Genomic DNA, 14,458 nt, shown 5'->3' on the forward strand with positions numbered 1-14,458 from the left:
ATCTGTTTTTGGCCGTGCAATCCGGTCTCTCGGCTGTGCTTTGCTCCTCTCATGGAAGACATCCCCACAATAAAGGCCGTCCTCAGTGCGCTCGCCCTGATTCTGACCTTTGTGGCTTTTTATCCCTACATCCGCTCGATCCTGCGCGAGGAGACAAAGCCGCATGTGTTTTCGTGGATGATCTGGGCCGCAGGGACTGTCATCGTCTTTTTTGCGCAGCTTGCTGATGGTGCAGGCATTGGTGCTTGGCCCATCGGCATCTCCGGGGTCATCACGTTTTTTGTTGCAGTGCTCGCACTCGCCAAGTCGGCCGACAAGAGTATTGTCCCCATCGACTGGGTCTTTCTGGCGCTGGCCCTCAGTGCACTGCCACTTTGGTTTGCCACAGCAAACCCGTTCCTGGCCGTCTTTGTGCTGACGATTGTTGACCTTCTGGGCTTTGGCCCATCCGTCAGAAAAGCCTATGTCTCCCCGTATGAAGAGAATGCGCTTTTCTTTGCGCTTGGGGCCTTGCGAAACGGCTTTGTGGTAGCGGCTCTGGAAAACTATTCGTGGACAACAGTCCTGTTTCCAGCCGCTGTCGGCATCGCATGTGTGATGTTTGTTGCGGTCATACTTGTGCGGCGGAAAACCATGCCGCGAGTTATCCGTCCATCTTGAATCTAATAGGCACAGATTTGGGCCCGCAGACGAATTCCGATTCTGTGAATTTGACCGGGCCGGTGAGTTCCACCTCGGTGAGGCGCGGAAGAAGCGTTTGCCAGATGGTGCGGATCTCAAGACGAGCGAGATGTTGGCCCAGGCACACATGTCCACCAAACCCGAATCCGACATGGCGATTGGGTGCCCGATCCATCTTGAAGGTAAATGGGTCGTCGAATTCTTCCTCGTCCCGGTTGGCAGACAGATACGAGATGTACAGCAGGTCGCCTTTGCGGATCGTCTGACCGCGCAGGACGTAGTCCTCAGTTGCAGATCGAATGAAGTGCTGAACCGGTGATCCCCAGCGGATGCACTCTTCGACGAAACTGGGAATAAGGTCGGGCTTCTCCTTCAACCTTGCCAGCATGTCCGGGTTCTCAGCGAGCATCTTCATGCCCAATGCGGTTGTGGCAGACGTTGTGTCGTGACCCGCTGTCGCAAGGATGCCGAAATATGAAATCATCTTGCGTTCTTCCATGCTCTCACCATTGATCTTGGCGTTTGCAATGAGTGACGCGATGTCTTCCTTGGGGTTTGCCCGGCGGGCTTCCACCAGTGGCATGAAGAACTCATGGAACTGCGTGAAAACAACGTTCCAGGTCTTGATGATTTCTTCCGGGTCCGTGATGTCCGAGCCCGGCCGTTTGAGATCAGGGTCCGCGTAGGAAAAAAGCCACTGCGTCAGCTGCAGCATCTTGGGGTGGTGCTCACGCGGGACGCCCACGATGTCCAGTACGACTTGCAATGGATAGTTCATGGCAACGTCGTCAGCAAAGTCGCAAGTGGGCGCGAGTGACGCCATCTGGTCCACGAATTCCTGCGCTGTCTTGGCGACGTTCTCTTTCATCTTTGCAATGCCGCCGGGCATGAACTCACCCTGCAGAACATTGCGGTACGCAGTGTGTTCAGGCGGATCAAGCTGAACGAGAGACTGAAAGAGATTGGGAGAGCCGCCGGTAAAAGACCTCGCCAGCGCCTCGCCGGCCTGACTGTGAAGGATCTTCGGTCTGTCACCTGAGTGGAACAAGTTGTCCTGACGAGTGATTTCTTTGACGTCGGAATACTTGGTGACCATCCAGTGAGGGTCATATCCGGGCACTTCCACGCAGGCGAGGGGGTTGTCCTGGCGTAGGGTCGTGAAGATCCCGTCGATCTTGTCTCGATGTGAAAAACTCGCGGGGTTGAAAATCGGAGCAACCAGCTCTGATAGCGATGTTTGAGCCTTGTGTGATGCCGCACCCATGATATCACCTCCCGTTTTGGTTGTTTCGCGTAAACACTATACGCAAAAATGCGTTACGTAAATACGCGAAAATCAGGTATCTCAATGCGATGAAAATGCGAGACCTTGAACAGGCGACAGGTGTCAATCGCGAGACCATTCGCGTCTATTTCCGGCACGGGCTATTGCCCGAGCCCCAGCGCTCCAAGCCAAATGTGGCCGACTATGATCAGGCTCATGTCGATGGCATCCGCATGATCCGCCGCCTGCATAAGGAAGAAGGTCTGACCCTGCCTCAGATCGGCCGCGTGTTGTCCGGAGAGTTGTCCGATGCGTCGCTTGGCGTCGGAGCATTTCCACATCTGGAGCAAATGGTTGCGGCGCGCCTCGATCAGTTTGATGCGCTTGTGCCGCTTTCGTCTGTTCTTGCGCGCAACCCGAATGCGCCAGAAGACGCGGCCGGTCTTCAGGAAATCGGCGCAATCGAAATGAGCACAGACACCGGTACGCCCATGCTGTCGCGCACTGATGCTGATCTTGTTGCCATCTGGGGAGAGATGCGTGCAGCAGGCTTCACCGAAGAGAATGGATTCACGACGGAGCTCTTGGCGTTCTATGTCACATCAGCCAAGGCTCTGGGTCAGACGGAGGTTGATCGGTTTCTGGAAGCGATAGAAGGCAAGGTGCGGATTGAAGATGCTGCCGACATGGCGCTGGAAGCAATCAATAGGATGATGACGTTCTTTGGCCATCTCAGAACAAAGGCTGTGCTGAAGGCATTTGCCGATGCTGCTGTCCTGCCCAAAAAGCCTGACTCCGACTGATCAGCAGATGAAGATGCACATCGTCATGATGTGCTGCGACGTGGCACACCCACCCGCATGCCGGGTGCCGCGCGCTCGGTCACGACTTCACGGCGGAACCTGAATTGCTCGGCCGGCCTTCCGCCCGTGTTCGTGGTCATGCGTCCGGTGCGCTCAACAAGCCCGGCCTTCTCTACAAGACGACGGAAATTCTGCTTGTGAAGTTTGACGCCCATGACGGCTTCAACTGTGCGCTGCAGTTCTGTGAGCGTGAATTCTTCCATGATCAGTTCAAACACGACCGGGCGATATTTCAGTTTTGCGCGCAGTCTGCCCATGGCGGTGGCTAGAATGCGCCGGTGATCATGCTGCATGGGATCGCCTAGTGGCGGCACATCCTGTTTGCCCTCTGGCGTGTTCACCTTGCGCTGAGCATTGCGCCGTCCGTCACGGGCGGCTTCATCCACAAGACCTGCTTCATAGAGCAACTCGAACCGCTCCAGAACCTTTTCCTCATCCCAGGAAACGCCACCAAGCCCAAAGCAAAGGTTCAGTCGCTGCGTGCGTTCTGACTTCAATGCCGGTGTGTTGGCACTTTCCGCCCACGCACTCACCAGGGGCGCGATAGCCTCGTCAATGATCCGCGGTCGAGCCTGCCGCCAGTCTTCCCAGGGGAAATAGCTGTACCAGCCGCGCCATCCGCTTTCCGGCGCAGATGCGTCTTCTCCAAGGTCATCGGCACTGACCAACGCAAGATATCCAACCGAAATGATGTGGGGGCCAATGTCGTCAGGCAACCGGTTTCGGCCTCGGTCGCCAAAGGTGTAGAGCTGCTCGACATACCCAAGATCAAGTCCGGTCTGTTCCTGCACCCAGGCATGCAATCCCGTCGCCATGGTCCGGTGGACAAGCGGGTCGAACGGTCCGAAGGGAAGTGCATCCCACGTGTCTGAGTGGTGAGGCGAACCTTCGTCAGGTGAGCGGACGATGAGCGTGCGCGGTTCCTGCTCCGCCACGGTGACAATGGCGGCGTTCAAGCCAACGACCACCGCGGTCGATGTATCTCCAAATGATGCAGGCCCAATTGGAGCCATTGCATCTGATGCCGCAGCCATGCAGCCACCCTCTCATCTGGTATAGAGCCAGCCGGACGCACTATTGCGGGTTTTGTTGACACGCACGCGACACCTTTTGCTCACATTCAGCATTATGAAGGCATTGATTCTGAAAGGCAATTTTGCGCCGCTATTTTGCGGCTAGGGTCGCAAATCGCTTGAGATAGGCCGATTGCGCATCGCTCGCAGGCATTGGTTTGATCCAACGGCGCGCCGCGCGGGATTGTGCCGGTGTTAGCCGCGGACGCCCGAAAATCTTTGAAGCTTCATCGGGCTCAAATCCGGCAAGCTCAACCGCCTCCAGATAGGCGGACACAGTGTCAGCGCGCTTGATAGTCCGTTCCACATGCTTGGGCGTGTGAACCGGTATGCCAAACCGCACATGAATGGCTGCTTCCAGCCGTCCTTCAAAGTCCTTGTAGTCAACGCCCAGAGCCGCCTTGAAGGGGCTGATCATGTCGCCAATCACATATTCAGGGGCGTCGTGGAGCAATGCGGCCAGCAACTTGGTTTGGTCCCAGTCCGGCGCAAATGCCTGCGCAAGGTCTGTGACCAGCAGTGAGTGCTGCGCCACGCTATAGGCATGATCTCCGGTCGTCTGGCCGTTCCATCGCGCAACGCGGGCAAGCCCGTGGGCAATGTCTTCGATTTCAACATCCAGTGGGGATGGGTCGATGAGGTCGAGCCGCCGCCCGCTCAGCATTCGCTGCCAGGCGCGCGGCGCTTCGGTCTTTTTGCGAGGGGGCAGGGCGGGTCTCCCGGTGGGCAGTGGCTCAAGGGACCTGAGTAGATAATTCGCAACCGCTTGTCGATTGCAGATGCCGAATTGAGCCTGCACAAATCGCCCGGTTTGACCCAAATCATGGCAGGAAAACGCACCGGGCTTCACATTGTAGGGGTGGCATCGGCTAGACTGTTTTCAAATTTGATCTAGCCATTGCCACGAGCATCGAACGGAACAGTCTCATGTCCATCAAACGCATTTTATGCCCCCTCTACGGTTCGCCTTCCGACATGGGCGCGCTCAATACAGGACTTGCCCTCACCAAGCGGTTTGAGGCGCAGGCGGACATTCTCTTTGTGCGGCCCAATCCGACAGATGCATTGCCCTATCTGGGGGAAGGCATATCCGGTCCTATTGTGGAGGACATCATCGACACGGCTCGCAAAGCCGCTGATTCCGCCGAAGAACAATGCCGCGCATCAGCATCCAAGGCCGCCGAGGACGCCGGTCTGGCTTTGTCCGATGACACACAGCCCGGCACCGCGTCCGCGCGCGTGAGGGTCAAAGCAGGCCGCGCGGCTGAAGTTATTGCGGCTGAAAGCCGTCTGGCTGATCTGGTGATTGTGGCTGATGCATCTGCGCGGGATCAAACGTCCGGGCCCAATGCACTTGAAACATGCATGCTGGCCGAAGGCCGCCCCGTCCTTCTGGCCCCGGCACAGGCCACGACGACAGTGGGCACAAGCGTTGCCATCGGGTGGGACGAAAGTGGCGAAGCCGCCAATGCGGTGACCGCGGCTATGCCGTTTCTCACGTCTGCGGCCAAAGTGACCATCGTCTGCGTTGACGAGGACGGCATCACCGATGCGCCCGGTGCGCGCTCTCTGGCTGAATATCTCACGCTTCATGGTGTCAAAGCCGAAATTCATCTCGTGCCTGAAGACAGCCGCAACACCGGCGAGGTCCTGCTGGAAGAGGCCAGCAACCTCAAGGCGGATCTGCTCGTGATGGGCGGCTATAGCCACTCGCGTCTGCGCGAACTCGTATTGGGAGGTGTCACCCGGCACATTCGCTCCCATGCAACCATCCCAGTCTTGATGGCTCACTAGAGAGCCAACTGAAGAGGAGTACTTCCATGGCGCTTTATCGCGTGCATCTCAATGTCGCTCGGTCCGAGCAATACCCGTCCGGGTCATCCGAATGCGGATATGAGTTCATCGTGCCCCTGGACGGGCAAATGCAGCTTGATCCCGAAGCATGGAAGAACCACAAGGACGACTGCACCGTGCATCGCTTCTGGGAAGATGAAGCAGATCTGCGCGGTCACCTGCGTCATGTGGGGAAAGGCTGGAAATTCGACTACGACAAGTCCGACGACGAGGATGACGAACTGCTTTTCAAGCTGGATCGCCACAAACTGGCAGAAGGCGAATACGTCTCCATCACTGAAAGCGACGGCGAGATGCATACCTTCAAGGTGATGGCCGTCCGTCCTTATCCGTAGGTCGCAGATGCCCTCGACACAAAGAAGGCCCCGGCAGACTTGCCGGGGCCTTTTGCTTTTCAGTGATGTCTAAAATCCGTCAGACCCGTCGCACCAGCACACTGCCCGCGGAATACCCCGCACCAAACGAGCAGATGACGCCGACATCCCCCGGCTCAAGGTCTTCGCTGTACTGATTGAATGCGATGATCGACCCGGCTGAACTCGTGTTCGCATATTCCTTGAGAATATTCGGTTGCTCTTCTTCAGATGGCGGGCGACCCATCACCTTCTTGCCGATGAGATCGTTCATGCTGGCATTCGCCTGGTGCAGCCACATGCGCTTCAAATTGTTGTTGCCGATGTTCTCGTCCGCCAGATGTTCCAGGATCATTGCCGATACCATCGGCACCACTTCCTTGAAGACCTTGCGGCCTTCCTGAACAAACAGCTTGTCCTTGGCGCCAATGCCTTCCGGCGCTGTGCGGTTCAAGAACCCGAAATTGTTGCGGATGTTGTTTGAGAACTGCGTTTTGAGGCGTGTGCCGATGATCTCAAACGGATGCTCTGCCGTCGCAGTGTCCTTGGCTTCAAGAATGATGGCCGTTGCCACATCCCCGAAAATAAAGTGGCTATCGCGATCGCGGAAATTGAGATGGCCCGTGCAGATTTCAGGATCAGTCACAAGCACGCATTTGGCAGAGCCGGAGCGCACCATGTCATAGCCCTGCTGGATACCAAAGGTGGCAGACGAGCAGGCGACGTTCATGTCAAACGCAAAGCCGTCAATGCCAAGCAGGTCCTGCACCTCGATGGCGATAGCCGGGTAGGCGCGCTCAAGATTGGAACAGGCAACCACAACGGCGTCAATGTCTGCGGCTGTCTTGCCAGCCTGCTTCATTGCGTCTTTGGCGGCTTTAACGGCCATCTCCGCAAGGATGGACGGCTCTTCGTTGGGCCGCTCCGGCAGTCGGGGAGCCATAATGTCCGGGTCCAGAATCCCGGACTTGTTCATGACGTGCCGACGATGAATGCCAGATGCTTTTTCGATGAAGGGCACGCTGGAGTCCGTAAGCGCCTCGACTTCGCCCCGCTCGATCGCGTCCTTGTTATCGGCATTGAATTTGGCAACATACGCGTTGAACGCTTCAACCAGTTCTTCGTTGGTGATTGTGTCTTCGGGCGTAAAAACGCCGGTTCCGCTGATGACGACTTTGGTCAACCGTACCACCTGAGTTTGTCACGCACCCCTGACCCTTTGTGGGCCCAATAGCATGGACGTGACCTGTTTCATTCCCTCCAACGTCAGCTTTTCGCCCCTCAAGGACGCTAGCCAGCGCTGATTAATGAGATAATTTAGGGGAACGCGGCACGCCATGCCAGCGTAACCCGCGTGAATTGGTGAACATCCAGCAATGCCGCCGCGCACCGCAAAGGAACCAACGTGACCGACACCACCATTTCCGACCGCCAGGACGGGTCTGAACCAGACAAAGCCGCCGGGCAGCCCGACTATTATTCCCAGCTTGACGCAGCGGAAAACATGGCCTGGGACATGTTGGAGAAGGGTGCCGCCTCGGCGAAACAGGCTTTTCACACCCCTGTTCTGGCCACTGTCACAGCCGACGGTGCCCCTCAGGCGCGCACGATTGTCATGCGCGAAGCGGACCGTGACACACTCATGCTGCGCGGAAACACCGACCAACGTGCGCCAAAGGCCCACCAGATAGCCAACGATTCGCGTGTTCAGCTCCTCTTTTATGATGCCTCCGCCAAGGTGCAGATCCGTGTCACAGCCCACGCGGATCTGATCACACAGGGGGCAACGCGTACCGAAGCCTGGGCAACCTCCATGCCGGGCAGCAAAGTCTGTTATCTGGCTCAAGGGGCGCCGGGCACTGATCAGGATGCCCCGACATCAGGCCTCCCGGACTACGCTGATCAGGGACAGCGCGTGGCACCTGACAAACTGGAAGCAGGCATGAAGAATTTCGCGGTCATCCGCTTCAGTGTAGAGGCGATTGATTGGCTTTATCTCGATAGCAACGGGCATCGACGCGCCCAGTTTGACTATGTTTCCAACAAGAAAAGCTGGGTCATTCCGTAGGCAATGCGGGCAGGTTTGGTCAGCGTGCGAGGTCCTGGCATGCCTTGTGGCGCGGGCAGGACGTCTGGTGGTCATTCACCATGCCCACCGCCTGGGCAAAGGCGTAAACGATGGTTGGCCCGCAGAATTTGAAGCCGCGCTTTTTCAGATCTTTCGACAGCGCTTCACTCATGGGAGTGGCGGCGGGCATGTCCTTCCAGTTCTTTGATTTGGAAACCAGCGGCTGGCCATCCACATAGTTCCATAGATATCCGGCAAAGCCGTCAGGCTCCTTGTCCATGATTTCAAGATAGGCCCTGGCATTGCCGATCGTCGCTTCGATTTTGCCGCGATGACGGATGATGCCCTCATTGCCAAGAAGGCGTTCCACGTCTTTGTCCGTATACCGTGCAATTCTCTCCGGCTTGAAGCCGTGAAACGCTTTGCGGAAATTCTCGCGCTTGCGCAGGATCGTGATCCAGGCAAGCCCAGCCTGAAACCCGTCAAGGATCATTTTCTCAAACAGCGCACGATCATCATATTCCGGCACGCCCCACTCATCATCGTGATAGGCGACATAAAACGGGTCATCGCCGCACCAGCCGCAGCGTTCTTCTTTTTTGCGGGCCTGCTTGCTCACGCGCTGTCTCCTTCAAGTGAGAACGAGGCGTAGGGCGGCACACTTAAGGTCAGTTTGCTATCGCCCGCCTGTGCCTCAACGCTTTGTGCTTTGGCAACCCGGTCGGTGAACACCAGGGCGAGCGCATTGCCACCGGCACTGCCGGCGATACGGCCAACTTTGGCCTCGCCAATGAGCACGTCCGACCCTGGCTCCGGTGTGTCGCCGTCCAACGCAGCAACAACCAGCCGCTTGCGTGCCTTGCCTTTGCGATGCGTCCTCGACGCAACTTCCTGCCCGACAAAGCAGCCCTTGTGGAAATCAATACCGTTCAGCAGGTCCAGATTGCTCTCAATCGGGAAGTCCTTGTCAGCCCCAATATCCAGTGATCCGTCGGGAACACCCATGCTCACACAAAACGCCCGGTAGTCAGCAGCTGATGCGGCTGTGCCGTCCGACTTGTCTAAAACCGCAGACGCTTCTGAGGTGGGAACAACGCAGCGATAGCCCAGACGGGCGTCACGCGGGTCCAGGTAGCATGGGGCCTCGTCAACGAGCGACGCGTTGGCGCCCCAGTGCGCGATCACCTGAAAATCGGCGCTCACATCATCAAAGGCCGCGTCCGCGCGCAGCTTGTACATGGTCAGGCGTTTTTGAAGATCAGCAGCGCGTGTCTTGGCGCAGTCAATCAGCATTGCACCTTCATTCGCCGGGTCACTGACCATGAAGAAATCAAACAGAAATTTGCCCTGTGGCGTCAAAAGCAGGGAGTAGACGCCGTTGCCTGGCGTCACCTGATCCAGATTGCCGGTCACAAGGCGCTGCAATAGCTCGTACATGTCGCTCCCGGAGGCACGAAGAACGGCTCGATCATCCAGCAGGGCAAGGTGGGGACTACTCATTACGTCGACTCGCATTTCAGTCATGACAAGAAAGGGCACGGCTCAAGGGTGGTGTCCCCGCTAGCAGGCTTCAAGAGGAATGTTTACCCTTTGTACCCGTCTTGGCGCCGCGGAGCGAGGTCATATTGGCTTTCCCCCTCATGCCAACCTATAAGGCAGAGACCTGATTTACTGCCCGCCACCAACTTCTTGCGAGCCAGCCGCCTCAGATGAAGCAGATCCTCTTCGTCACCTACAACCGTATCGGCGATGCCGTGCTGTCGAGTGGTGTGCTGTCATGGCTGGCAGACCGGTATCCAGACGCTGAAATTACGGTCGCCTGCGGACCTGCAACGGCAACCCTGTTTCGTGATCAGCCGGGCGTTGTGCGCATTATCGAGATGGCGAAAAAGAAGCGGGCGGGCCACTGGTTCTCACTGTGGAAACAGACCGTCGGCACGCGATGGGACATGGTGGTCGATCTCCGCGCCTCGCTCATTTCCTACCTGCTTCGCGCCAAATCCCGTCATGTCCTGCGACAGGACACCTCGCTGCATCGTGTTCCGCACATCGCAACAGTGTTGGGTCTCAAACCTCCACCCCCGCCGCGGCTGGCGACCGGCGCGACATCCCGTCAGACGGCGACCGGCCTTGTTCCCGACGGTGCGCCTGTTCTTGCCATTGGACCGACGGCAAATTGGGCCGGTAAGGCATGGCCGGCTGAGCGTTTCATAGAGCTGATCAAGCGCTTGACCGCTGCTGATGGTGTTCTGCCCCATGCGCGCATCATGATTATCGGAGCCGCAGCAGAGCGGGATGCGGCACTGCCGGTCATCAATGCATTTTCACCCGATCGTGTAATCGATCTGGTCGGCAAAACGGATCTGCCGCAGACCGCCGCATGTTTGGAACGCGCAGACTGTTATGTTGGCAACGACTCTGGCCCCATGCACATGGCCGCAGCCGTGGGGCTGCCGACGCTTGGATTGTTTGGCCCCAGCCCGGAGGCGCGCTATGGCCCCTGGGGACCCAAATGCGCGAGCATCCGTGGGGCGCGCAGTTTTGAAGAAATCATTTCTGACCCCTCTTACGATTTTAGGTCGACGAAAAGTGAAATGACCGGCCTGAGCGTGGATGACGCCTATCAGGCAGCGTACACGCTGAAGGCAAAAATTGATGCGCAGGCGATGAACAAAAGTCCAAAGCTCTCCACTCTCACTGTTGCCCACAATGAGGAACACAATCTCAAGGCCTGCCTAGATGCGCTATCCTTCGCTGATGAACGTGTTGTGGTTCTTGATCGGTGTACGGATGGCTCAAAGCAGGTCGCACTGGCGGCCGGCGCCGATACAATCATCGAAGGGGCGTGGCCCATTGAGGGTGATCGCCGCAATGCAGGCATTGAGGCATGCAAGGGCGAGTGGGTGCTGGAAGTCGATGCCGATGAGCGCGTGCCAGCTGATCTTGCCCGCGAGATTGATGCCGTCACTCTTGCGTCACCCTCTGGCTACTACCTCATCCAGTTCGACAATTATGTGGGCAAGACCCGGGTGCGATACGGCTGGGGTGCGTATATTGGTGCAAGTGCAGCACCACGCCTTTTTGCACGAGGCACAAAAAAATGGGGCCGCCAGCGCGTGCACCCGGCGCTTGAACTGGGCCCGCGCCTTGGCATGCTGGAAACCCGTGTTGACCACCTGGTGGATGACAACATCACCGACATGCTGGCACGCTTTGATCGCTACACCACTGGCAACGCGCGCGATCTGATCTCGTCCGGCAAGGTCGAAACAGAAACCCTACGCCGAAACATTCGTCGTATCCCATCCCGGTTCTACAAAGCCTATGTCCGTCGCAAAGGGTATCGCGAGGGAGGATATGGTTTTCTCGTCGGGGTCCTTGCAGGCCTCTACCCGGTGGTGTCCTACCTCAAGGCCTCGCTTGAGCCCGAGCACTATACGGATGGCAACGAGAGCGACCAGAAGTGAACATCCTTCACACCATAGCTGGTGGCCCTGTTGGTGGGGCCGAGCGGTTCTTCGTTGATCTTGCCGTTGCGTTCAAGAATGAAGGGCACAAGTCGCAAGCCGTCATGCGTCCGAATGAGGCGCGTGGTCGTCTGCTGGACGAAGCCGGCGTGCCTCACACGGATGTGCCTTTTGGACGTTGGCTGGATTTCAAGACGACCCGCACAATCCGCGCGACCGCGCGCAAAATGAATGCTGACATCGTCATGTCATGGATGGGACGAGCCTCACGCGCGACGCCTAAGGGACCCTATGGGCGTGTGGCGCGTCATGGGGGCTACTACAACTACAAATCATTCCGCGGCTTTGACGCGCAGATTTGCAACACACCTGACCTCGTCCGCTATCTCACCGACGGTGGATTTGATCCGGCAACAGTGCATTTCATTCCCAACTTTACGCCGGTTGATCCGCGGCCGGCCCTGGCGCGAAGCGATTTCGACACACCTGAAGATGCAACGCTGCTGCTGGCCATGGGCCGGTTGCACGACGCCAAAGCCTTTGACGTGACGTTGGACGCGCTTGCGGCAACGCCGGGCGCTTACCTCTGGATTGCCGGGGCCGGCCCGCTTGAGGCCGACCTCAAGAACCAGGCGCGGGAACTGGGACTTGGGTCCCGTGTCCGCTGGCTTGGCTGGCGGGATGATCCCGGCCGCCTCCTGCGCACGGCAGACATCTGCGTGTTCCCGTCCCGGGTTGAGCCGTTCGGCAACGTGATTATTGCGGCATGGGCCCACGGCACACCCGTGATTACAGCAAATGCGACGGGTCCTGAATGGCTGGTCCGTCCGGGCGAGGATGCTTTGCTGGTGCCGCGCGATAACGCGCCCGCCGTGGCAGCGGCCATCGCGCAGCTCACCTCTGACAAGGCTTTGGCAGCCAGGCTTGTGGCGGCTGGTGCTAAGCGGGCCAAGGCGGAATTTTCACAATCAGCCTGCCTGGAGCGTTACCTTTCCGTCTTCAGACAGGTACAAGAAGCGCGTGCCTGATTTTGGCGCGGACAAGTAGGATTTAGCGACGGCATGTGCGGAATTGCGGGTATGCAGACCACAAGCGGGCAGGCGCCGTCCTCGTCCGTGCTTGATGTCATGTCGGATGCGCTCACCCATCGCGGGCCGGACGGCGAAGGTAATTTCATTTCTGGCGCCACCGGCCTCGTCCAGACCCGCCTCGCCATCATTGACCTGGAAACAGGCGATCAGCCGCTGTTTGATGACGAAGGGCTGGCCCTCGTGGCAAACGGCGAGATCTACAACTATCTGGAATTGCGCCGCGAGTTCGGCGAGCACACCTTCACCACCAACTCCGATTGCGAAACACCGCTCAAGCTGTATCGCCGTGACGGCAGTCACTTCGCGGACGCCCTGCGGGGCATGTACGCCATCGCCATGTACGATCCCGACGGCGAGCGGCTGTTGCTGGCCCGTGACCCGTTCGGCATCAAGCCTCTCTACTACGCTGAGACGTCTGAGGGGCTGCTGTTTGCCTCCGAACCGCAGGCGCTTCTGGCCACCGGGCTGGTCAGCCGCGACATGGACAGCTCCGCCGCTGGCGAACTGCTGCAGTTGCAGTTCACAACAGGTCGCCGTACGGCGTTCAAAGGCATCCTGCGCGTGCTGCCGGGCGAGACGCTCGTCATCGAACGTGGCCGGGTTATTGAGCGGCTCCGCCGTGCTGCATTGCCTTCCGGCGCTCCTGTAGCGGTCAGCGAGGAACGCGCCCTTGTCGCCCTGGAAGACGCCCTGATCGACAGCGTGCGTGTGCACCAGCGCTCGGACGTTCCATATGGCATGTTCCTGTCCGGCGGCATCGACAGTTCTGTCATCCTGGCCTGCATGGCGCGTCTGAATGACCAGCCCGTACGCTGCTATACCGCTGGTTTTTCTGGCACGAAGGTGAGGGACGAGCGCGAGCACGCAGCCCATGTTGCGTCTGCGACCGGCGCAGATCACGTCAGCATTGATGTGACCGAAGATGACTTCTGGAACACGCTTCCCGCCATTGCAGCCGCAGTGGATGACCCGACAGCGGACTATGCGATTATTCCGACCTTCAAGCTCGCGTCCGTTGCCGCCCAGGACGTAAAGGTCGTGTTGTGCGGTGAAGGAGGAGACGAACTCTTCGCCGGCTATGGCCGATACCGCGCCATAACCCGTCCGACGTGGTTAGGCGGGCGTGCCATGCGAGCCCGTGGCGCGCTTGATAGCCTGAAGCTGCTGCGCAAAGAAACACCGGATTGGCGTGATGGGATTGCAGCCGCCTGGAACAAGAAGGATGGTGGCAAACGCTCCCGTCTCCAGCGCGCACAGGCCGTAGATTGCGCAGACTGGCTGCCCAATGATCTGCTGATCAAGCTTGATCGCTGCTTGATGGCGCACAGCCTGGAGGGGCGCACACCGCTCCTCGACCCGGCCATTGCACAAGCTGCGTTCCTTCTGCCGGACTCCCTCAAGCTCAAAGGCCGTGTCGGCAAATACATGCTGCGCGCATGGCTTGCCAAGCATCTGCCGGAGGCGGAGCCCTTTGCGCGCAAGCGGGGCTTTACAGTGCCGGTCGGAGAGTGGATCGCAGGGCGTGGGTCACGTCTGGCGTCTCTGGTCGCCGATCAGCGGGGTATTCAGGAGATGTGCAATCCGGATCGTGTGAAAGCGCTATTTGCCGGATTGGGCTCAACACCTGCAAAGCGCGACGGTCAGGCTGCCTGGATACTGCTTTTCTTTGCCCTCTGGCACCAACACCATGTGCTCGGAGTGCCATCCGATGGCACGGTGGAAGAAGTGCTTTCTGCGTAGGATG

At 58.3% G+C, this 14,458-nt stretch carries 14 protein-coding genes; 8 read left to right on the plus strand and 6 right to left on the minus strand.

From position 1 onward, the window contains the following. Nucleotides 1-51 precede the first annotated feature (51 nt). Entirely contained in the window at nucleotides 52-660 is a 609-nt protein-coding gene (locus tag BN1012_RS03365; RefSeq protein ID WP_043948522.1) for a hypothetical protein, read from the plus strand. Here BN1012_RS03365 and BN1012_RS03370 read toward each other — a convergent pair. Then, nucleotides 644-1,945, minus strand: a complete 1,302-nt coding sequence (locus BN1012_RS03370; protein ID WP_043948523.1) for a cytochrome P450 — start codon at nucleotides 1,943-1,945, stop codon at nucleotides 644-646. The genes BN1012_RS03365 and BN1012_RS03370 overlap by 17 nt on opposite strands. A 95-nt stretch (nucleotides 1,946-2,040) precedes the next feature. Between BN1012_RS03370 and BN1012_RS03375 the strand changes: the two genes are divergently transcribed. After that, the gene (locus BN1012_RS03375; RefSeq protein ID WP_171815899.1) at nucleotides 2,041-2,748 is read left to right on the plus strand and encodes a MerR family transcriptional regulator; all 708 of its coding nucleotides are present in this window, start codon (nucleotides 2,041-2,043) and stop codon (nucleotides 2,746-2,748) included. Nucleotides 2,749-2,771: 23 nt separating this feature from the next. Here the strand turns inward: BN1012_RS03375 and BN1012_RS03380 are convergent, their stop codons facing one another. Beyond that, nucleotides 2,772-3,842 carry an NUDIX hydrolase gene (locus BN1012_RS03380; RefSeq protein ID WP_244442939.1) on the minus strand — a complete coding sequence of 357 codons (1,071 nt, stop codon included), beginning with the start codon at nucleotides 3,840-3,842 and terminating at the stop codon, nucleotides 2,772-2,774. Nucleotides 3,843-3,972: 130 nt separating this feature from the next. Continuing rightward, a complete protein-coding gene (locus BN1012_RS03385) occupies nucleotides 3,973-4,545 on the minus strand; it encodes a YfbR-like 5'-deoxynucleotidase (RefSeq protein ID WP_043950593.1) in 573 nt (190 codons plus the stop codon). Nucleotides 4,546-4,808: 263 nt separating this feature from the next. On the opposite strand from BN1012_RS03385, the gene BN1012_RS03390 reads away from it, so the two are divergent. Together BN1012_RS03390 and BN1012_RS03395 are read left to right on the plus strand one after the other, a co-directional pair. Continuing rightward, nucleotides 4,809-5,675, plus strand: a complete 867-nt coding sequence (locus tag BN1012_RS03390) for a universal stress protein (protein ID WP_043948525.1) — start codon at nucleotides 4,809-4,811, stop codon at nucleotides 5,673-5,675. A 26-nt stretch (nucleotides 5,676-5,701) separates the two neighbouring features. After that, a complete protein-coding gene (locus BN1012_RS03395) occupies nucleotides 5,702-6,070 on the plus strand; it encodes a hypothetical protein (RefSeq protein ID WP_043948526.1) in 369 nt (122 codons plus the stop codon). Between the two features lie 79 nt (nucleotides 6,071-6,149). Here BN1012_RS03395 and BN1012_RS03400 read toward each other — a convergent pair whose 3' ends face one another. After that, entirely contained in the window at nucleotides 6,150-7,271 is a 1,122-nt protein-coding gene (locus tag BN1012_RS03400; RefSeq protein ID WP_043948527.1) for a beta-ketoacyl-ACP synthase III, read from the minus strand. Between the two features lie 222 nt (nucleotides 7,272-7,493). On the opposite strand from BN1012_RS03400, the gene BN1012_RS03405 reads away from it, so the two are divergent. Then, the gene (locus BN1012_RS03405) at nucleotides 7,494-8,156 is read left to right on the plus strand and encodes a pyridoxamine 5'-phosphate oxidase family protein (protein ID WP_052534491.1); all 663 of its coding nucleotides are present in this window, start codon (nucleotides 7,494-7,496) and stop codon (nucleotides 8,154-8,156) included. Nucleotides 8,157-8,175: 19 nt separating this feature from the next. On the opposite strand, the gene BN1012_RS03410 is transcribed toward BN1012_RS03405, so the two are convergent. Beyond that, nucleotides 8,176-8,775 (minus strand): DNA-3-methyladenine glycosylase I, encoded by a 600-nt coding sequence (locus BN1012_RS03410; RefSeq protein WP_043948528.1) that lies wholly within the window; start codon nucleotides 8,773-8,775, stop codon nucleotides 8,176-8,178. Next, the gene (gene ygfZ / locus BN1012_RS03415; protein ID WP_043948529.1) at nucleotides 8,772-9,656 is read right to left on the minus strand and encodes a CAF17-like 4Fe-4S cluster assembly/insertion protein YgfZ; all 885 of its coding nucleotides are present in this window, start codon (nucleotides 9,654-9,656) and stop codon (nucleotides 8,772-8,774) included. Before ygfZ ends, BN1012_RS03410 begins: the two co-directional genes overlap by 4 nt. 209 nt (nucleotides 9,657-9,865) lie before the next feature. On the opposite strand from ygfZ, the gene BN1012_RS17700 reads away from it, so the two are divergent. Genes BN1012_RS17700 through asnB form a run of 3 tightly spaced genes read left to right on the plus strand, consistent with a single transcriptional unit; the run spans nucleotide 9,866 to nucleotide 14,454 of the window. Further along, the gene (locus BN1012_RS17700) at nucleotides 9,866-11,623 is read left to right on the plus strand and encodes a glycosyltransferase family 9 protein (RefSeq protein ID WP_197538337.1); all 1,758 of its coding nucleotides are present in this window, start codon (nucleotides 9,866-9,868) and stop codon (nucleotides 11,621-11,623) included. Beyond that, a complete protein-coding gene (locus tag BN1012_RS03430; RefSeq protein WP_043948530.1) occupies nucleotides 11,620-12,651 on the plus strand; it encodes a glycosyltransferase in 1,032 nt (343 codons plus the stop codon). The genes BN1012_RS17700 and BN1012_RS03430 overlap by 4 nt, the downstream gene beginning before the upstream one ends. Before the next feature lie 33 nt (nucleotides 12,652-12,684). Further along, nucleotides 12,685-14,454: an asparagine synthase (glutamine-hydrolyzing) gene (gene asnB, locus BN1012_RS03435; protein WP_043948531.1), complete on the plus strand. Its 1,770-nt coding sequence runs from the start codon at nucleotides 12,685-12,687 to the stop codon at nucleotides 14,452-14,454. The last annotated feature ends 4 nt before the right edge of the window (nucleotides 14,455-14,458 follow it).

The organism is Candidatus Phaeomarinobacter ectocarpi (assembly GCF_000689395.1).
GTDB lineage: Bacteria > Pseudomonadota > Alphaproteobacteria > CGMCC-115125 > CGMCC-115125 > Pyruvatibacter > Pyruvatibacter ectocarpi.